19 protein-coding genes are annotated in these 18,035 nt (G+C 70.0%); 11 read left to right on the plus strand and 8 right to left on the minus strand.

Features of this window, described 5'->3' with window-relative positions; genetic code table 11:
• Window positions 1–106: 106 nt before the first annotated feature.
• Complete coding sequence (locus tag EFL95_RS02680; protein WP_246004766.1) at window positions 107–997, plus strand: diacylglycerol/lipid kinase family protein; 891 nt, start codon at window positions 107–109, stop codon at window positions 995–997.
• On the opposite strand, the gene EFL95_RS02685 is transcribed toward EFL95_RS02680, so the two are convergent.
• Both EFL95_RS02685 and EFL95_RS02690 read right to left on the minus strand, forming a co-directional pair.
• The gene (locus EFL95_RS02685) at window positions 994–1,788 is read right to left on the minus strand and encodes a methyltransferase domain-containing protein (RefSeq protein WP_123232488.1); all 795 of its coding nucleotides are present in this window, start codon (window positions 1,786–1,788) and stop codon (window positions 994–996) included. The two genes, EFL95_RS02680 and EFL95_RS02685, sit on opposite strands and share 4 nt — an antisense overlap.
• A 47-nt stretch (window positions 1,789–1,835) precedes the next feature.
• Window positions 1,836–2,246 carry a DUF3151 domain-containing protein gene (locus EFL95_RS02690; protein WP_123232489.1) on the minus strand — a complete coding sequence of 137 codons (411 nt, stop codon included), beginning with the start codon at window positions 2,244–2,246 and terminating at the stop codon, window positions 1,836–1,838.
• Window positions 2,247–2,282: 36 nt separating this feature from the next.
• Between EFL95_RS02690 and EFL95_RS02695 the strand changes: the two genes are divergently transcribed.
• Window positions 2,283–3,791, plus strand: coding sequence for a DHA2 family efflux MFS transporter permease subunit (locus tag EFL95_RS02695; protein WP_246004767.1), 1,509 nt, complete (start codon window positions 2,283–2,285; stop codon window positions 3,789–3,791).
• A 100-nt stretch (window positions 3,792–3,891) separates the two neighbouring features.
• Here the strand turns inward: EFL95_RS02695 and fbaA are convergent, their stop codons facing one another.
• Window positions 3,892–4,923: a class II fructose-bisphosphate aldolase gene (gene fbaA / locus EFL95_RS02700; RefSeq protein WP_123232491.1), complete on the minus strand. Its 1,032-nt coding sequence runs from the start codon at window positions 4,921–4,923 to the stop codon at window positions 3,892–3,894.
• 66 nt (window positions 4,924–4,989) lie between these two features.
• Here fbaA and EFL95_RS02705 point away from each other — a divergent pair, with 66 nt between their 5' ends.
• From EFL95_RS02705 to EFL95_RS02715, 3 genes are all read left to right on the plus strand, one after another.
• On the plus strand, window positions 4,990–5,364 hold the full coding sequence (locus tag EFL95_RS02705; RefSeq protein WP_148044950.1) for a hypothetical protein: 375 nt from the start codon (window positions 4,990–4,992) through the stop codon (window positions 5,362–5,364).
• Window positions 5,365–5,435: 71 nt separating this feature from the next.
• Window positions 5,436–5,801 (plus strand): PadR family transcriptional regulator, encoded by a 366-nt coding sequence (locus tag EFL95_RS02710; protein ID WP_123232493.1) that lies wholly within the window; start codon window positions 5,436–5,438, stop codon window positions 5,799–5,801.
• Between the two features lie 3 nt (window positions 5,802–5,804).
• Window positions 5,805–7,169 (plus strand): permease prefix domain 1-containing protein, encoded by a 1,365-nt coding sequence (locus EFL95_RS02715; RefSeq protein ID WP_123232494.1) that lies wholly within the window; start codon window positions 5,805–5,807, stop codon window positions 7,167–7,169.
• Window positions 7,170–7,197: 28 nt separating this feature from the next.
• Here EFL95_RS02715 and EFL95_RS02720 read toward each other — a convergent pair whose 3' ends face one another.
• Complete coding sequence (locus EFL95_RS02720) at window positions 7,198–7,845, minus strand: TrmH family RNA methyltransferase (protein ID WP_123232699.1); 648 nt, start codon at window positions 7,843–7,845, stop codon at window positions 7,198–7,200.
• Between the two features lie 114 nt (window positions 7,846–7,959).
• Here EFL95_RS02720 and EFL95_RS02725 point away from each other — a divergent pair, with 114 nt between their 5' ends.
• A complete protein-coding gene (locus EFL95_RS02725; protein WP_246004768.1) occupies window positions 7,960–8,661 on the plus strand; it encodes a DedA family protein in 702 nt (233 codons plus the stop codon).
• On the opposite strand, the gene pyrE is transcribed toward EFL95_RS02725, so the two are convergent.
• On the minus strand, window positions 8,644–9,183 hold the full coding sequence (gene pyrE / locus EFL95_RS02730; protein WP_123232495.1) for an orotate phosphoribosyltransferase: 540 nt from the start codon (window positions 9,181–9,183) through the stop codon (window positions 8,644–8,646). The genes EFL95_RS02725 and pyrE overlap by 18 nt on opposite strands.
• Window positions 9,184–9,205: 22 nt before the next feature.
• A complete protein-coding gene (locus tag EFL95_RS02735; protein ID WP_246004769.1) occupies window positions 9,206–9,946 on the minus strand; it encodes a class E sortase in 741 nt (246 codons plus the stop codon).
• Between the two features lie 30 nt (window positions 9,947–9,976).
• Between EFL95_RS02735 and EFL95_RS02740 the strand changes: the two genes are divergently transcribed.
• Window positions 9,977–11,137 carry a pyridoxal phosphate-dependent aminotransferase gene (locus tag EFL95_RS02740; protein WP_123232496.1) on the plus strand — a complete coding sequence of 387 codons (1,161 nt, stop codon included), beginning with the start codon at window positions 9,977–9,979 and terminating at the stop codon, window positions 11,135–11,137.
• Window positions 11,138–11,164: 27 nt separating this feature from the next.
• Here the strand turns inward: EFL95_RS02740 and EFL95_RS02745 are convergent, their stop codons facing one another.
• The gene (locus tag EFL95_RS02745) at window positions 11,165–12,310 is read right to left on the minus strand and encodes a hypothetical protein (RefSeq protein ID WP_123232497.1); all 1,146 of its coding nucleotides are present in this window, start codon (window positions 12,308–12,310) and stop codon (window positions 11,165–11,167) included.
• Between the two features lie 91 nt (window positions 12,311–12,401).
• Between EFL95_RS02745 and EFL95_RS02750 the strand changes: the two genes are divergently transcribed.
• A complete protein-coding gene (locus EFL95_RS02750) occupies window positions 12,402–13,214 on the plus strand; it encodes an HAD family hydrolase (protein ID WP_425463952.1) in 813 nt (270 codons plus the stop codon).
• A gap of 297 nt (window positions 13,215–13,511) precedes the next feature.
• Here EFL95_RS02750 and EFL95_RS02755 read toward each other — a convergent pair whose 3' ends face one another.
• Window positions 13,512–14,258 (minus strand): Fic family protein, encoded by a 747-nt coding sequence (locus EFL95_RS02755; protein WP_246004770.1) that lies wholly within the window; start codon window positions 14,256–14,258, stop codon window positions 13,512–13,514.
• Window positions 14,259–14,292: 34 nt separating this feature from the next.
• On the opposite strand from EFL95_RS02755, the gene EFL95_RS02760 reads away from it, so the two are divergent.
• The 3 genes from EFL95_RS02760 to acs all read left to right on the plus strand — a co-directional run bounded on the left by EFL95_RS02760 (window position 14,293) and on the right by acs (window position 17,975).
• Window positions 14,293–15,195: a class I SAM-dependent methyltransferase gene (locus tag EFL95_RS02760; RefSeq protein ID WP_123232499.1), complete on the plus strand. Its 903-nt coding sequence runs from the start codon at window positions 14,293–14,295 to the stop codon at window positions 15,193–15,195.
• 86 nt (window positions 15,196–15,281) lie between these two features.
• Entirely contained in the window at window positions 15,282–15,917 is a 636-nt protein-coding gene (locus EFL95_RS02765; protein ID WP_123232703.1) for an acetate uptake transporter, read from the plus strand.
• A 78-nt stretch (window positions 15,918–15,995) separates the two neighbouring features.
• Window positions 15,996–17,975: an acetate--CoA ligase gene (acs, locus tag EFL95_RS02770; protein WP_123232500.1), complete on the plus strand. Its 1,980-nt coding sequence runs from the start codon at window positions 15,996–15,998 to the stop codon at window positions 17,973–17,975.
• Window positions 17,976–18,035: the final 60 nt, after the last annotated feature.

Consider the following 18,035-nt stretch of genomic DNA (forward strand, 5'->3'; position numbering starts at 1 on the left):
AAAAAGTAAAGAACCCGACGTGCAACAGCACGGGGCTCTTGCGACCACACGCTACCAGAAACGGACCCCCCGTCCGCCGTTGCCGGAAGGGGCTAGGTTGTCGGGCGTGGACCCCCTCCTGCTCATCACGCACGCCGATGCGGGCAACGCCGACGCCCTGGGAGTGGCGCTCGAGGTTCTCGAGGGCCAGGCCTCCGTCGAGGTCTGCGAGACGAGCAATCCCGGCGAGCTGGACAGCATCCTGCACCGCGCCGGCAGCCGCCCGATCGTCGTCGCCGGCGGTGACGGCAGCCTGCACGCGGTGATCGCGACGCTGCACCGCCGCAACGACCTGGCCGGCAAGACCCTCGGCCTGCTGCCGCTGGGCACCGGCAACGACTTCGCCCGCGCGGTCGACCTTCCGCTCGACCCGGTCGAGGCGGCCGAGGCTCTGCTCAAGAGCAGCCCGCACCCGATGGACCTGATCGTCGACGAGCTCGGCGAGGTCGTGGTCAACCACGTCCACGTCGGCACCAGCGTGATGGCCAGCAAGCACGGGGCGACGTTCAAGGAGATCCTCGGGCCGTTCGGCCTCGGCCTGGTCGCCTACCCGCTCGGGGTGGCCCGAGCGGCCCTGAAGCCTTCCTCGATCCGGTTGCGGATCGAGGTCGACGGCGAGGTCGTGGCTGACGTGGACCGGCAGGTGCTGATGGTCGGGGTCGGCAACGGGCCGACCGTCGGCGGTGGGGCTCCCCTCGCCCCGGACGCCGAGCCCGACGACGGGCGCCTCGACGTGGTGATCTCGTTCGCGATCGACCCGCTGGCCCGGGCCGGGTACGCGTTCGACCTCGTCCGGGGCAAGCACCCCGAGCGTCCCGACGTCGTCACCCTGCGCGGTCGCCAGGTCTCGATCTCCGGCGAGGACTTCTGGATGAGCGCCGACGGCGAGATCAGCGGCCCGGAACGGCGCCGGTCCTGGCACCTCGAGCCGGCGGCGTACTCGCTCCTGCTCCCCTAGGGCTTCCGGCCGATCCCGAGGAACGACGGCGCGAAGATCGTCGGCCGCACCGGTTGCCCGTCGAGGCGGTCGAACGCGGCACCCCAGCGACTCACGTCGGCCTCGGTCACCGCGCCCTGGGCGAGCATCACGTCGCGCGCCGCCCACAGCGGCGGCCGGATCCCCGGCGGCATCTCGATGATCGCGTAGGACCCGGTGAAGCTCTCCACGACCAGGCCGGCCTCGGCGAGCAGCTGTCCGAGCCGCAGGCCGACCATCGGGTCGTTCCCGCGGGAGCCGTGGAAGTCGGCGTAGCGCTGCACCAGGTCGCTGAGCTCCGGGTCGCTGTCGAGCATGCGCATCCCGGTGAGGTCGACGTCGACGAGGTAGACGGCGCCCCCGGGCCGCACCAGCGACGCCAGGTGGTCGACGATCAGCTGCTCCTCGCCGCCGTTGTGGGCGAGCACGTGCCGCATCATCACGACGTCGACGGAACCCGGCTCGATCCCGGTCTCGGTGGCGGTTCCCTCGCGCAGGTCCACGTTGGCGACGCCGGACTCGGCGATCACCTGGCGGGCCGCGGCTCGGGCCTCCTCTGCGCGCTCGACCGCCACCACGCAGCCGTCAGGACCGACCATGCGGGCGAGCTCGACACTCATCGCCGCGGGCCCGCACCCGACGTCGGCGACCGTGGCACCAGCGACGACGCCGGCGAGGGCGAGCTGGGCGCCCTCGTCGGCCAGCGCCGTCTGCGCCATCAGCCGGTAGCGAGCGATCTCGGCCTCGCTCACGGCCAGGGTGTACTCAGCCATGGAGCCAGCATCATCGCGCGGGTGGCTGGCGTCCATGGCCCATCGGGCTACGTCAGGGCTTCGTAAGCCTCGGGGCTGGAGTCGCGCAGGAAGTCCGCGCAGCGCTGCTGCTCGTCGGTCTCCCCGATCCGGCCCGCGGCGACCGAGAGCGCCGCCAGGGCGCGCAGGAAGCCGCGGTTCGGGACGTGGTCCCACGGAACCGGGCCGTGACCCTTCCAGCCGTTGCGACGCAGCAGGTCGAGGCTGCGGTGGTAACCGACCCGCGCGAAGGCGTAGCCGACGACGTCGTCCGAGCCGTCGGCGAGCGCCTGCTCGGCGAGCACGGCCCAGGCGAGCGGCGACTCCGGGTGCGCGCGGACGACGTCCCGGGCCTCCTGGCCGTCGGCGAGGAGCGCCGCGGCGGGGTCCTCGGGCAGGTGGGTGGGCGGGGGTCCGGCCATCAGGTCTTGGAAACTCATGGAGTAATTGTCCACGGTCGGGTGTTGAGTAGGACCGTGACCCAGACGACGACGCCCTCGGCCCAGCCTTCCCAGCAGCCTGAGGTGCGGCCGTGGCCGGCGCTCTTCTCGCTGGTGCTCGGCTTCTTCATGATCCTGGTGGACCTCACCATCGTCACGGTGGCGACCCCGACGATCATCGACAAGCTCCACGCGAGCGTGAACGAGACCCTCTGGGTCTCCAGCGCCTACATGCTCGCGTACGCCGTGCCGGTGCTGATCATGGGCCGACTCGGCGACCGCTACGGGTCCAAGAACCTCTACCTGGCCGGCCTCGCGGTCTTCACGCTCGCGTCGCTGTGGTGCGGCCTGGCCGGCGGCATCACGATGCTGATCATCGCCCGCGTGGTGCAGGGCTTCGGCGCCTCGATGATCACGCCGCAGACGATGGCGATCATCACCCGGATCTTCCCGGCCGCCGAGCGCGGCAAGGCGATGGCGGTCTGGGGTGCGACCGCCGGTGTCGCCATGGTCGTCGGCCCGATCCTCGGTGGCGTGCTGACCAGCAGCCTCGGCTGGGAGTGGATCTTCTTCGTGAACATCCCGGTCGGCGTCGTCGGCTTCTTCCTGGCCGTGCGCAACGTCCCGGCGCTCTCGACCAACGAGCACCAGTTCGACTGGCTGGGCGTGGCGCTGTCCGGCGTCGGCCTGTTCCTGCTCGCGTTCGGGATCCAGCAGGGACACTCCGAGAACTGGGCTGGCTGGATCATCGCGATGATCGTCGGCGGCGTGGTGTTCCTGGCCGCCTTCGTCTTCTGGCAGTCGCGCAACAAGAAGGAACCGCTGGTCCCGCTCAGCGTCTTCCGCGACCGCAACTTCTCGGTCTCGAACGTCGCGATCACCGTGATGGGCTTCGTCGGCGTCTCGATGGGTTACCCGCTGATGCTGTGGGCCCAGGCGGTGCTCGGCTACAGCGCGACCAAGGCCGCGCTGCTGATGTTCCCGATGGCGATCATGTCGATCATCCTGGCCAAGCCCGTCGGCGGTCTGACCGACCGGGTGCACCCCCGGATCATCGTGAGCACCGGCTTCGTGCTGAGCATCATCGGCATGTTCTCGCTGGCCACCCAGCTCAAGCCGGACACCTCGATCTTCCTGGTCGCGGTCTTCCAGGTCATCCTCGGCGCGGGCAACGCGTTCATCTGGGCACCGACCGCAGCCACCGCCAACCGGAACCTGCCGCTGCACCTGGCCGGCGCCGGTGCAGGTGTCTACAACGCCACCCGCCAGGTCGGCTCGGTGGTCGGCTCGGCCGCCATCGCGGTGATGATGAGCAGCCGGCTCTCGCACTACCTGCCGGGCGCTGCTGCGCACGGCGAGGCCGGTGCGCAGAAGATCACCGACCCGCACGTGGCCGACCTGTTCGCGAAGGCCATGCAGCAGTCGCTGCTGCTGCCGGCCAGCATCTACTTCATCGGCCTGATCGCGGTACTGCTCTACGAAGCGCCGAAGCACACCGGCTACGGCGCGGCGGCTGCTCCGGTCGCGGCACCGGCTTCAGACTGAGCGCCCGTCACCGGGTTTCGACACGCTCCGTCGCGCCCTCGTTCCTCGGTCGCGGTCGCTGCTCAACCACCGACGATCAAGTCCGCTGACGCGTCCTTGATCAGCCGATCGACTGGCCGTTGCTGCGCAGGTTCTCGCAGGCCTCGACGACGCGGGCGGCCATGCCGGCCTCGGCGGCCTTGCCCCAGGCGCGCGGGTCGTAGGTCTTCTTGTCGCCGACCTCGCCGTCGACCTTCAGCACACCGTCGTAGTTGTTGAACATGTGCGCCGCGACCGGGCGGGTGAAGGCGTACTGGGTGTCGGTGTCGACGTTCATCTTGATGACGCCGAAGTCGACGGCTGCGCTGATCTCCTCGGCGGTCGAGCCCGAGCCACCGTGGAAGACCAGGTCGAACGGCTTGGAGCCGGCCGGGAGGCCGAGCTTCTCGACGACGGCCTCCTGGGCGGCCTTGAGGATCTCCGGGCGCAGCTTCACGTTGCCCGGCTTGTAGACGCCGTGCACGTTGCCGAAGGTCAGCGCGGTCATGTAGCGGCCGTTCTCGCCGGTGCCGAGCGCGGCAGCGGTGGCCAGGGCGTCCTCGGGAGTGGTGTACAGCTTCTCGTCGATGGCGCCGACGATGCCGTCCTCCTCGCCACCGACGACGCCGATCTCGACCTCGAGGATGATGTGCGCGGCCGCGCAGTCGGCGAGCAGCTCCTGGGCGATCTTGAGGTTCTCGTCCATCGGCACCGCGGAGCCGTCCCACATGTGCGACTGGAACAGCGGCGCCTCGCCGCGGGCGACCCGCTCCTTGCTGATCGCGATCAGCGGACGGACGAACCCGTCGAGCTTGTCCTTGGGGCAGTGATCGGTGTGCAGCGCGATGTTGACCGGGTAGTTCTTGGCGACCTCGGCGGCGTACGCGGCGAAGGCGACCGAACCGGTGACCATGTTCTTGATCGTCGGGCCGGAGAGGTACTCGGCACCGCCGGTGGAGATCTGGATGATGCCGTCGCTGCCGGCGTCGGCGAATCCCTGGAGCGCGGCGTTCAGCGTCTGCGACGAGGAGACGTTGATGGCCGGGAAGGCGAAGGACTTCGACTTCGCGGCGTCGAGCATCTCGGCGTACTTCTCGGGTGTTGCGACGGGCATGCGAAATCTCCTCGGGAAACGTCAGATGTGGCCAACCCTAAACGACCTCGGGACTACCTTCGATCCATGCTCACTTTGACCCCACAGGCTCGGGCCATCGCCGCGTTCACGATCGCGGTGCTCTTGGTGATGGGCCAGCTCAACAGGATCGTGGCGGCCTTCGTCGTCGCCTTCGGAGACAGCTACCCCAGTGGCCGCGGCGGGGCGTTCCTGACAAGCCTGATCGCGGTCGCGATCGCCGGACTGGTGACGTTCAACGCGGTCAGCGCCGTCGGTCTCCTCGCCAGCTCGCCGGGCTGGGAGAACCACCTGGCGCGCGCCGCGGTGCTGGTCGCCCTGATCGGCCTCATGATCGCGGTCCTGACCGGGATCGCCGCGGTGGCGAACAGCAGCGGAGACATGCCGGGCAACGGCGGCTTCGTCCCGTACCTCTTCTACTGATCCGGCCGCCGCTGGCGTTCCTTGATACCTAGAACTACTATGTATAGAGGTTCTAGGGAAGGGACGCGCGCATGCACATCGCCAAGGATCTGGTCGCCGCCTCGACGACCCCGCTGGTGCTCGGCATCCTGGCCGAGGGCGAGAGCTACGGGTACGCGCTGCTGAAGCAGGTCGGCGAGCTCTCCGGCGGGCACCTGGAGTGGACCGACGGGCTGCTCTACCCCCTGCTCCACCGGCTCGAGCGCCTCGGGCACGTGGAGTCCGTCTGGCGCCAACCCGCCACCGGGCGCAAGCGGAAGTACTACCGGATCACCGAGCAGGGTCGCGCCGAGCTGGCCGAGCAGCACCGCCAGTGGAGCACCGTCGTGGACACCCTGCGCAACGTCTGGCAGGACAACTTCTCAGTCGCCCCGCTGCGTCCGGCGACGGAGGCCTGAGCGATGGCCGAGAACACGCTCGAGGCGCAGATCGACGAGTGGCGCCGCTACGTCCGCGGCCGTCAGGTCGTCAGCCCGGCCGACGGTGACGAGCTCGAGGACCATCTCCGGGCCCGCATCGAGGAGCTCACCGACTCCGGCTTGTCCGCCGACGAGGCGTTCCTGGTCGCGGTGAAGCGGATCGGCAGCTTGGACGCCCTCACCCGTGAGTTCGCCCGGGAGCACTCCGACCGGCTCTGGAAGCAGCTGGTGCTCGGGACCAGCAGCCCGGACGACGGCGGCCGTCCCCGGTCCCTTCTGATCGCACTCGGCTGGGCCGTGGCAGCGGCGGTCCTGTTCAAGGTGCCGGCCCTGTTCGGGGCATCGCTGGAGCACGGCACCTTCTACGCGGCGAACGCCAGCCTGCTCGCCCTGGCTCCCCTGGCCGGCTACCTGACCACAGTCCGCGGGACGAACCGGCGGACGATCGCGGTCGTCACCGCGCTCTTCGCCCTGGGGGTGCTCGGAGCGAACCTCTACCTGGCCAGCAGCAAGGACGACGTCTCCTTGCTGACCTTCCTGCACCTGCCGATCGCCCTCTGGATCGCGGTCGGGGTCGCCTACACCGACGGCGACTGGCGCACCGGCCCGCCCTGGATGGACTTCATCCGGTTCACCGGCGAGTGGGTCATCTACCTGGTGCTGATCGCGCTCGGCGGCGGCGTGCTGACCGGCCTCACCGGCGCCGCGCTCAACGCCACTGGTGTCGACCCCGAGGTCTTCGTCTTCCAGTGGATGCTGCCGTGCGGGGCGGTCGGAGCGGCCGTGGTCGCAGCCTGGCTGGTCGAGGAGAAGAAGAGCGTCATCGAGAACATGGCGCCGGTGCTCGGCAAGGTGTTCACCCCGCTGTTCGTGGCCACCCTCGTCGGCCTGGCGGTCACCATCGTGGTCAACGGCATCGACGTCGACCGGGACGCACTGATCCTCTTCGACCTGGTCCTCGTCGTGGTCCTCGGCCTGATCGTCTACGGCATCTCCTCACGGGATCCCGCGGACGGCCCCGGCCTGTTCGACTGGCTCCAGCTCGGGCTGGTCAAGGCCGCCCTGCTGGTCGACCTGCTGGTCCTGGTCGCGCTCGCGATGCGGCTCTCCGACTATGGCTTCAGCTCCAACCGAACCGCGGCGCTCGGCGAGAACGTGGTGCTGCTGGTCAACCTGCTCTGGTCGGCGTGGTTGCTGCTCGGATTCGCCCGCGGTCGCACCCGGTTCGCGGTCCTCGAGTCGTGGCAGACCCGCTACGTCTGGGTCTACGCGGTCTGGGCCTGGGTGGTCGTGTTCGCCTTCCCCCTGATCTTCGGGTTCGACGTCAGCAACTTCAGGCTCGACTAGGCCGCCGTGCTCGACCGGTGGCCAGGGACTAGCCGCGCCAGGCGTCCTCGCCGGTCAGGTCCGCGTAGGTCCGGACCCAGGAGTGCATCGCGATCGCGGCGGCGGCCGAGGCGTTGATCGACCGGGTCGAGCCGAACTGCGCGATCGAGAACGTCCCGTCGCAGGCCGCCCGGGCCCCCTCGGAGAGCCCCGGACCCTCCTGGCCGAAGAGGAAGCAGACCCGCCGCGGCATCTCCATCGTCTCGAGGTGCGCCGACCCGGGCAGGTTGTCGATGCCGAGCAGGCGGACGGCACCACCCGGGTGCTGGTGCAGGTAGGCCGCGAGCGCCGCGGCGTCCTCGTGGTGGCGGACGTGCTGGTAGCGGTCGGTGACCATCGCCCCGCGCCGGTTCCAGCGCTTGTTGCCGACGATGTGCACCTCGGCGGCGAGGAACGCGTTCGCCGAGCGGACGATGGTGCCGATGTTGAAGTCGTGCTGCCAGTTCTCGATGGCCACGTGGAAGTCGTGCCGGCGCGAGTCCAGGTCCGCGACGATCGCGGCCATCGTCCAGTAGCGGTAGCGGTCCACCACGTTGCGCCGGTCGCCGTGCGCCAGAAGCTCCGGGTCGTACTCGGAACCGTCCGGCAGCGGACCCTCCCAGGGACCGACCCCGACCTCGGCCGGACCGTGCGGCATCGGGTCGTAGGGCGCCCTCTCCTGGTTCTGCTCGGGCGCCTCGTCCACGCGCCCACCCTAGGCGTTCTCGGAATCGTCAGGCGCCGTTCAGGCGGGGACAGATACGCTCACCGCGTGATCATCGACGCGCTTCAGCTCTTCGGCCTGAGCTGGATGGACCCGAATGCTCTGCTGCAGCATTTCGGGCAGTCGATGTTCTGGATCAGCCTGCTGATCGTCTTCGTCGAGTGCGGCCTGTTCTTCCCGGTGCTGCCGGGCGACACCCTGCTGTTCGCGATGGGCATCTTCCTGGCCTCCGACGAGATCAAGATCTTCCACGGCGGGCACCACATGGACCTGCCGGCGGCCCTGGTGCTGTTCACGGTCGCCGCGTTCCTCGGCAACGTCTCCGGCTACGAGATCGGCCGCCTGGTCGGTCCACCGCTGGCCCAGCGCGACGGCCGGATCCTGAAGAAGAAGTACTTCGACCAGACCGGCGAGTTCTTCGACAAGCACGGCAACAAGGCACTGGTGATCGGCCGGTTCGTGCCCTTCGTGCGCACCTACATCACGGTGGTCGCGGGCATCACCCAGATGGACCGGCGCCGGTTCCTGACCTGGAGCGCCGTCGGTGCGGTGCTGTGGGTCGCCTCGATCCTGCTGCTCGGTTTCTTCCTGGGCACCACGTTCCCGTGGCTGCGCGACCGGATCGACCTGGTCATCCTGGCGATCCTCGCCTTCTCGGCGATCCCGGTCGGCATCGAGTGGCTGCGGCACCGCCGCAAGCGCGGGGCGCTCAAGGCCGCGACCCCGGCGCCCTCAGACGTCGAGGTCTGAGATCCCCACCGCGTAGCGGTACTCGAGGCCCTCGGCCTCGACCTTCTCGCGCGCCCCGGTGTCACGGTCCACGATCACCGCGACGCCGACGACGATCGCGCCCTGCTCGCGCAGCACCTGGACCGCCTCGAGGACCGAACCACCGGTGGTCGAGGTGTCCTCGACGGCCAGCACCCGACGACCTTCGACCGGCGGCCCCTCGATCTGCTTCTGCAGACCGTGCGCCTTCTGGGCCTTGCGGACCACGAAGGCGTCCAGCGTCCGGCCGGCGGCAGCGGCCTGGTGCATCATCGCCACCGCGATCGGGTCGGCACCGAGCGTCAGGCCGCCCACCGCGTCGAAGTCCCAGTCGGCGGTGAGCTCGAGCATGGTCCGGCCGATCACCGGAGCCGCGACGGCGTCCAGGGTCACCCGGCGCATGTCGACGTAGTAGTCGGCTTCGCGGCCCGAGGCCAGCGTCACCTTGCCGCGGACGACTGCCTTGCTGTTGACCTGGTCGAGGAGGACTTCGCGATCCGACATGGCCCGAAGGCTAGTCGACCCCCTAGTCGACCGGGTGGGCGATCGTCTTCTTGCGCTGGGACACGAGGTGCCCGAAGGCGATCATCCGGTTGTCGGTGTGGAAGATCTCCGAGCAGGTGGTCAGCGTGATCAGCCGCTTGAACTTGGTGTTCGGGTTGACCTTCGGGCTGTTCGAGCTCGGGTTGTGCGGGATCGGATCCAGCACCCAGACACCGGTGAAGGAGATGACCAGGTCGTTGGGGTTGGTGTCCAGCACGTAGGTGTAGGTGTAGGTCTTCGTCTCGACGATGACCTTGTCGCCCGGCCGCAGCTCCGGCATGTGCCGCAGCGGCTCGCCGTGGGTGACTCGGTGGGCAGCCAGCGCGTAGTTGCCGACCTGACCGGCACCGGCGGTGTCGATGAAGTGGCCGAAGGCGCCCTTGTCCAGGACGCTCGCCTTGTCGGTGCCCTCGAGGACCGGTACGACGTACTTCTTGCCGAACCTCGGGATCCGGATCAGCGCGTCGGCCTGACCCTTCGGGCAGAACCGGTCGCAGCCGGCGCCCGCGGCCCAGTCCTCCTGGAGCTGCGAGGTGATCTCGCGCTGGTGCTTCTTCGCGATGATGTTCGTGCCCCACAGCTGCCAGGCGACGTACCCCAGCAGGCTGAGGCCGGCCAGGATCAGGCCCATCCCGATCCAGAACGCGATCCGTCGCCCCGTACTGCGCTTGCTCTCCGGCTTCTCGACGCTCGCGTCGACCCCGGCCCCCACGTCTTCGGTCACCCCGACATTCTGAACTACTACTGTCTACCTATGGGCCGCAATGCCATGCGTTTGGACGGAATCGGCTCGACGATCTTCGCGGAGATGTCCGCCCTGGCGGTCCGCACGGGCTCGGTGAACCTCGGTCAGGGCTTCCCCGACGAGGACGGTCCCGAGGAGGTCCTCGAGGCTGCGGTGGCCGCGCTGCGCGGTGGTCGCAACCAGTACCCGCCCGGCCACGGCACCCCCGAGCTGCTCGACGCGGTCATCGCCCACCAGCAGCGGCACTACGGCCTCGCGCTGGACCGCAGCCAGGTGGTGGCGACGACCGGGGCCACCGAGGCGATCGCCGGGGCTCTGCTCGGTCTGGTCAACCCCGGCGACGAGGTGGTCGTGCTGGAGCCGTACTACGACTCCTACGTGGCGATGATCCAGATCGCCGGCGGGGTGCGCCGTCCGGTGACCCTGCGGGCTCCGGACTTCCGGCTCGACCTCGACGAGATGGCCGCGGCGATCACCCCGCGGACCAGGCTGATCCTGCTCAACACCCCGCACAACCCCACCGGAACGGTGCTCACCCGCACCGAGCTCGAGGGTGTCGCGGCCCTGGCGATCGAGCACGACCTGGTCGTGGTCACCGACGAGGTCTACGAGCACCTCACCTACGGCGTCCCGCACATCCCGATGGCCACCCTGCCCGGGATGTTCGAGCGGACCCTGACGCTCTCCAGCATCGGCAAGAGCTTCTCGGTCACCGGCTGGAAGGTCGGCTGGGCCAGCGGGCCCGCCGAGCTGGTCGCGGCGGTCGAGGGCGCGAAGAACTGGCTGACCTACGTCTCCGGCGGACCGCTGCAGCCGGCGGCCGCGGTGGCACTCGACCAGCACGACGCGTTCCACCAGAAGCTCGCCGCGGACCTGCACGGCAAGCGCGACCTGCTCTGCGACGGCCTCGAGGCCCTCGGGATGAGGGTCTACCGGCCGGACGGGACCTACTTCGCGACCACGGACGTCTCCGCGTTCGGCCATGCCGACGGCCGGGCCTTCTGCCTGGCCCTGCCGGAGACGGCGGGCGTGGTCGCGATCCCCTCGCAGGTCTTCTACGACGACCAGGACGAGGGCCGGCACCTGGTGCGCTGGGCGTTCTGCAAGAAGCCGAGCGTGATCGAGGAAGGGCTGCGCCGCCTGGGCGCGGCCGACCTCAGCGCCGGCTGAGCAGCCGGGCGGTCACCAGACGGGAGGTCACCAGACGGGCGGGCGCTGCTGCGGGTCGCTCGGTGGTGCCTGGAACGGGCTCCGCGGACCGGCGTACGGCGTCTCGGCGAACCAGTCCCGCACCGGGCGGCGCATCAGCAGACCGGCGGTGGCACCGATCACGGCGACGTAGGGCAGCGAGAACGGGAAGCCCAGCACGCTGACGAACCCGGCCACCCAGGTCGAGACCAGCAGCAGGATCCAGGCCCAGCGCACCCGCCGCCAGACCAGCAGCGCGAGCGCGATGGCACCCGCGGACCAGATCACGAACACGATCGAGGCGCCGGTCGCCACCGAGGTGACGGTGTCGACGTCGAAGGAGTCGTTCCAGCCCGGGCTCTTCTGGATCTCCTGGGCCACCCAGGGCTTGTTCACCAGCAGCACCACGAACACGAACGCGTAGCCCACCGCGACGACCGAGCTGAAGATCCAGGTGAGGATGCACGCGAGCCGGACCTGGGAAGGACGAAGACCGGCGCTGTCCGGCGCCGGGGCGGTCGCCGGAGCCGCGATCGGAGCGGGCCAGCTGGTGGGCGCCGGCCAGTCCGTCGCCGACGGCGGCGCGACCTGCCCCCATCCGGGCGTCGGCGGCGGTTGCGCCGATCCCGGCGTCGGCGGCGCCCAGGCCACCGGGGCGCTCGGCGGGCGCGGTTCCTGCGACTGCGGCCGTCGCTCAGGGCGTGGCCGGACCGTGATCGGTCGGCCCGCGAACCAGTCGCCACCCGGCCCGCTCCAGAGCAGGGCGGCGAAGACCACGAGTGCCAGGGCGAGGATCCCGGTGAGCACGCTCGCGATGGACGCGGTCAGCACCAGCGCCGCCGAGACCGTCACACCGATGCGGGCTCCGCGATGACCCTGGAGCACGAAGACGCCGAGGATGCTCGAGGCTGCAGCCGCGACGCCGGTGACGTAGAGGGACCAGCGCACCAGATCGGTCGCGTCGCCGAGGGAGATCCCGAGACCCTTCACCCAGCCCGAGCTGATCGCCTCCGAGAGCCGCTCGCGCATGTCGACGCTGTCGAGCTGGCCCATCGTGTTGAAGACCGCGAGCACCAGCAGCACGGAGGCGCCCGCGATCGCCCACCCGGCCAGGGTGACCTGGCTGGGGCGCGCGCTCGGATCGGGCTGGCTCATGCCTCCATTCAACCAAGTGCTGTGAACACGCCGACCAGGTCCTGCCCCGCGATGCAAGCACGAGCAAGCACCGTCCCTACACTCGATGTCCATGAGCCCCGTCGCTCGACCCACGGCTGCGTTCTTCGACCTGGACAAGACGATCATCGCCAGGTCGAGCACGTTCGCGTTCAGCCGCGAGTTCCAGGCGGGCGGGTTGATCTCGCGCGGTGCGGTGCTGCGGTCGGCGTACGCGCAGTTCGTCTACCTGGTGGGCGGCGCGGACCACGACCAGATGGAGAAGATGCGGCAGTTCATGTCGCAGCTGTGCGCCGGCTGGGACGTGCAGACGGTCAAGGACATCGTCGGGGACACCTTGCACAACATCGTCGACCCGATGGTCTACGACGAGGCGGTCAGCCTGATCGAGGAGCACCACGCCGCCGGCCGGGACGTGATCATCGTGTCGACCAGCGGCGCGGAGATGGTGGAGCCGATCGGCGAGATGCTCGGCGCCGACCACGTCGTCGCGACCCGGATGGAGGTCGCCGACGGGCGCTACACCGGGAAGATCAACTTCTACGCCTACGCCGAGAACAAGGCCAAGGCGGTCAAGGACCTGGCCCGCAAGCGCGGCTACGACCTGGCCGAGTGCTACGCCTACAGCGACTCGGTCACCGACGTGCACATGCTCGAGACGGTCGGGCACCCGTACGCCGTCAACCCCGACAAGGACCTGCGCAAGATCGCCGTCGAGCGCGACTGGCCGATCCTCGTCTTCCAGCGCCCGGTCGCCCTCGGCAGCCGGGTCAAGCTCCCGCCGGCCAAGCCGACGCTGACGGCTCTGGCGATCGCTGGCGTGGCCGGCATCGGGGCCGCGATGTGGGTGCACGCGCGCCGGGCACGGCGCGAGCAGCCTCTCTGAAACCGACTCCGCGCGGCCGTTGGGCGGGGCGACACGCGCGCCTCTTCGTGCCCGGAAAAGTCAACCCTTGAACTCGCCCCGGCACCGGGTTAGACAGGGTGGCAACAACTCCAGACCAGCACACGGACACGGAACCCACGCGCCGATCTCCCTTCCTACAGGGCGTATGCAGACCGGGACACTCCCGGGGCAACAGTTAGACCGTGCACGCTTGTTAGCCCAGGCCCGTGTGTTCGAGCGGCATCGAGGGCACGCCCCCCGGTGCCGCTCATCTCGTTCCGGGATGGTCGAGCCCGGTCAGCCCTTGAGCGGCGAGGCCTCGGTGCCCGCGGAGTACGCCTGCGGCGCGTAGAGCAGCCAGGAGTGCATCCCGTTCTGACCGCCGACCGCGTAGCCGCGCAGGTTCGACTCGTACGCCGACCGCAGGGCCAGGTGGCCTGCCTCCGGCACGACCACCGACGCCGGGTCGACGCCGCGGGCGACCAGCACCAGGCGCTCGGCGGCGCGGGCGACGATCCCGTTGTGGGAGGCGAACGGCGCGACCGTGGCCAGGTCGGCGTGCACCAGGGCGGCGACGAGCATCGCCGGCACCGTGGTCGAGAGCAGGGTCTCGGCCAGGCCGTTCAGCCGCGCGGCGGCCTCGGCGCTGACCGGACGGCCGAGCTCGTCCTCGGCCACGACGCCCTTGCCGGCCAGCGCGTGCAGCCGGGCGAAGGCCTGGAGCGGCGAGGTCCCGAGCACCGGGACGAGCGCGAGCATGCCGGTGCTGACGCGCAGCGCGGCCTGGGCGACCTCGTCGGCCTCGCCGCCGCGGACCTGGTCGATGGTGGACGCCGACCCCTCGAGCACCGCCGACGCGTGGGCGCCGCGGAGCAACGACTCGGCGGTCTGGTCGGGGGTGGTCTGCTTGCGCCCGCGGTCGCGGAGCAGCGCGTCGATCCCGTCCCGAGCGGCCGTCAGACCCGACGGAACACCCTCCAGCCCGATCAGCCAGGCGAGAGGATCGCCCGCCGCAGGAGCGGGGACACGCAGAGGTTCAGCCACACGGGCAAGGCTATCGGGTACGTTCGACCGCACGATGACCGGCGAGGACAGCATCCGAACCCCCGAGCGTGCGCGCTCGTTCGCGAAGGTTGCCGACGCCTACGACCGGGCCCGCCCCGGCTATCCCGCCGAGGCCGCCGAGTGGCTGGTCGGCAGCGGCCGCTCCCGGGTCCTCGAGCTCGGCGCCGGCACCGGCCTGCTCACCGAGCGGCTGGTCGCGGCCGGGCACGACGTGCTCGCGACCGACCCGCTGCCGGAGATGCTCGCCCACCTGCGCCGCCGGCTGCCCGACGTACCGGCCGCGGTCGGCACCGCCGAGTCGATCCCGGCGCCGTCGCGCTCGATGGACGTGGTCGTCAGCGCGGAGTCGTTCCACTGGTTCGACCACGAGCGGGCGCTGGCCGAGATCTCCCGCGTGCTGCGCCCCGGCGGCGTGCTCGCCCTGGTCTGGAACTTCCGCGACGAGAGCATCCCGTGGGTGCGCAAGCTCGGCCGGATCATCAACCCCGAGCTGGACCCGCCCGACCTGGTCGACCCGCTGCGCACCTCGGAGATCTTCGGCTTCGTGGAGTCGCGCGAGTTCGCGTTCTACCAGAGCCTCGGTCGGCCCGAGCTGCTCGACCTGGTCCGCTCGCGGTCCTACATCGCGGCGATGGAGGACCCGGAGCGCGAGGACGTCCTGGGCCGCGTCGGCGCCCTGTACGACGACTACGGCCGAGGTCCCGACGGGATGCAGCTGCGCTACCTGACCCGCTGCTACCGGTCCGCGGTGACCAACCAGCCGCCCGCACCCGTGGTCGTCACGCCGGTGCGCGAGCTGACCGACGGAGAGCCCACCCAGGCAGTCCCCGGTCTCCCCGCGACCGGGCACACCGAGGCCCCGCGCCGCGAGTCCCCACCCGAGGACACCGGCACCCTGCTGATCGACTTCAAGTAATCCCGGATTCCGCCGTTTGGCGGCCCGTGGACCGGGTACCCGGACTAACGCCCTTGACGCACGTGCCGTCGACCAAGGGAGAGATCATGTCCGCAGCCCACGCCCCCGCATCCACGCAGCAGAGCCCGCCGACGAGCCCGGTCCCCGCAGCCGCACCGGCCTCGCGGATCGCCGACCCGGCCCCGCTCGGCCTCGCGGCGTTCGCGCTGACCACCTTCGTGCTCAGCTTCGCCAACGCCAACATCATCAAGGTCGAACCGGTGGTGTTCGGACTCGCGCTCGCTTACGGCGGCATCGCCCAGCTCGCCGCGGGCATGTGGGAGTTCGCCAAGGGCAACACCTTCGGAGCGACCGCGTTCAGCTCCTACGGCGCGTTCTGGATCTCGTTCTGGTACCTCACCGGGCACACCGACCTGGGCAGCACCAACGCCAACGACATCGGGAACAGCCTGGGCCTGTTCCTGCTCGCCTGGGCCATCTTCACGGCGTACATGACGATCGGAGCGAGCCGCGTCAGCGGCGCGGTGCTCGCGGTCTTCGCCCTGCTGACCGTGACCTTCGCGCTGCTCTCGTGGGGGGACTTCGCGATGTCCGAGAACGTCACCCACATCGGCGGCTGGTTCGGCATCGCGACCGCGATCGCGGCCTGGTACGCCTCGCTGGGCGGCGTCACCGCGTTCACCCACGGCAGGGCGATCGTGCCCACCGGAGCCCGCGAGTAGTCCGCCCTCGTCGTCGGGCGGGCTCCGCCCTAGGCTGGCCGGGAACGCCTCGATGAACCCTCACCCCAGGAGCATGCGTTGAGCGACAACACGGAGACCTTGGCCAATCTCGGGACCGAGGAGCGGCGCTTCGCCCCCTCGGCCGACTTCGCGGCGAACGCGAACCTCACGGCCGAGGCGTACGAGGAAGCGGCCGCGGACCGGCTGGCGTTCTGGGAGAAGCAGGCCGACCGGCTGAGCTGGGAGACCCGCTGGACCCAGGCGCTCGACTGGAGCAACCCGCCGTTCGCGAAGTGGTTCGTCGGCGGGAAGCTCAACGCCGCGTACAACTGCGTCGACCGGCACGTCGAGGACGGCGCCGGCGACAAGGTCGCGTTCCACTGGGTCGGCGAGCCCGAGGACGACACCCGCGACATCACCTACGCCCAGCTCAAGGACGAGGTCTGCCAGGCCGCGAACGCGCTGGCCGAGCTCGGCGTCGGTACCGGGGACCGGGTGGCGATCTACCTGCCGATGATCCCCGAGGCCGTGGTCGCGATGCTGGCCTGCGCGCGTCTGGGCGCCCCGCACACCGTGGTGTTCGGCGGGTTCTCCGCGGAGGCGCTGTCGAGCCGGGTGCTGGACTGCGGTGCGAAGGTGATCATCACCGCCGATGGCGGCTACCGCCGCGGCGCCGCGTCCGCGCTGAAGCCGGCGGTGGACGAGGCGGTGACCAAGGTCGAGGCCGAGCAGCCCGGCCTGGTGGAGAAGGTGCTCGTCGTCCGACGGACCGGGCAGGACGTGGCCTGGGACGAGAGCCGCGACGTCTGGTGGCACGAGAGCGTCGGGAACGCCTCGACCGAGCACGCGTGCGAGTTCTTCGACGCCGAGCACCCGTTGTACGTCATGTACACCTCCGGCACGACCGGCAAGCCGAAGGGCATCCTGCACACCACCGGTGGCTACCTGACCGGTGCGGCGTACACGCACTGGGGGATCTTCGACCTCAAGCCGAACAGCGACGTGTACTGGTGCACCGCCGACATCGGCTGGGTCACCGGGCACAGCTACATGGTCTACGGGCCGCTGGCGAACCAGGCCACCTCCGTCATGTACGAGGGCACCCCCGACTCCCCGCACAAGGGCCGCTGGTGGGAGATCGTGCAGAAGTACGGCGTGACGATCTTCTACACCGCGCCCACCGCGATCCGGACGTTCATGAAGTGGGGCGACGAGATCCCCAACAAGTTCGACATGTCCAGCCTGCGGCTGCTCGGCTCGGTCGGTGAGCCGATCAACCCGGAGGCCTACGTCTGGTACCGCGAGACCATCGGCGGCGGGCGGACGCCGGTGGTCGACACCTGGTGGCAGACCGAGACCGGCGCGATCATGATCAGCCCCCTGCCCGGGGTCACCCACGCCAAGCCCGGCTCCGCGATGAAGGCCATCCCCGGCATCGTCGCCGACGTCGTCAACGACGAGGGTCAGTCGGTCCCCGACGGCTCCGGCGGCTACCTGGTGATCCGCGAGCCGTGGCCCTCGATGCTGCGCACGCTGTGGGGCGACGACGAGCGCTTCAAGGAGACCTACTGGTCGCGCTGGGAGGGCATGTACTTCGCCGGCGACGGCGCCAAGAAGGACGTCGACGGCGACGTCTGGGTGCTCGGCCGGGTCGACGACGTCATGAACGTCTCCGGCCACCGGCTCTCCACCACCGAGATCGAGTCCGCCCTGGTGAGCCACCCGAAGGTCGCCGAGGCGGCCGTGGTGGGAGCGACCGACGAGATGACCGGTCAGGCCGTCTGCGCGTTCGTCATCCTGCGCGAGTCCGCAGGCGACGGCGGCGCCGACATCGTGCAGGAGCTGCGCGACCACGTCGCCAAGGAGATCGGCGCCATCGCCAAGCCCCGCCAGATCATGATCGTCCCCGAGCTCCCGAAGACCCGCTCCGGCAAGATCATGCGCCGACTGCTCCGCGACGTCGCCGAGAACCGCGAGGTCGGGGACGTCACGACGCTGGCCGACAGCACCGTGATGGACCTCATCAAGGAAGGCGCAGCCACCTCCACCGAAGACTGATCCAAGCCGGGAGCTGAGCGTCGCGAGTCGCCGTGCATGGCAAGGCGGAGGAGGGAAGGC

Source organism: Nocardioides marmorisolisilvae (genome assembly GCF_003725775.1).
GTDB classification, from domain to species: Bacteria; Actinomycetota; Actinomycetes; order Propionibacteriales; family Nocardioidaceae; genus Marmoricola; species Marmoricola marmorisolisilvae.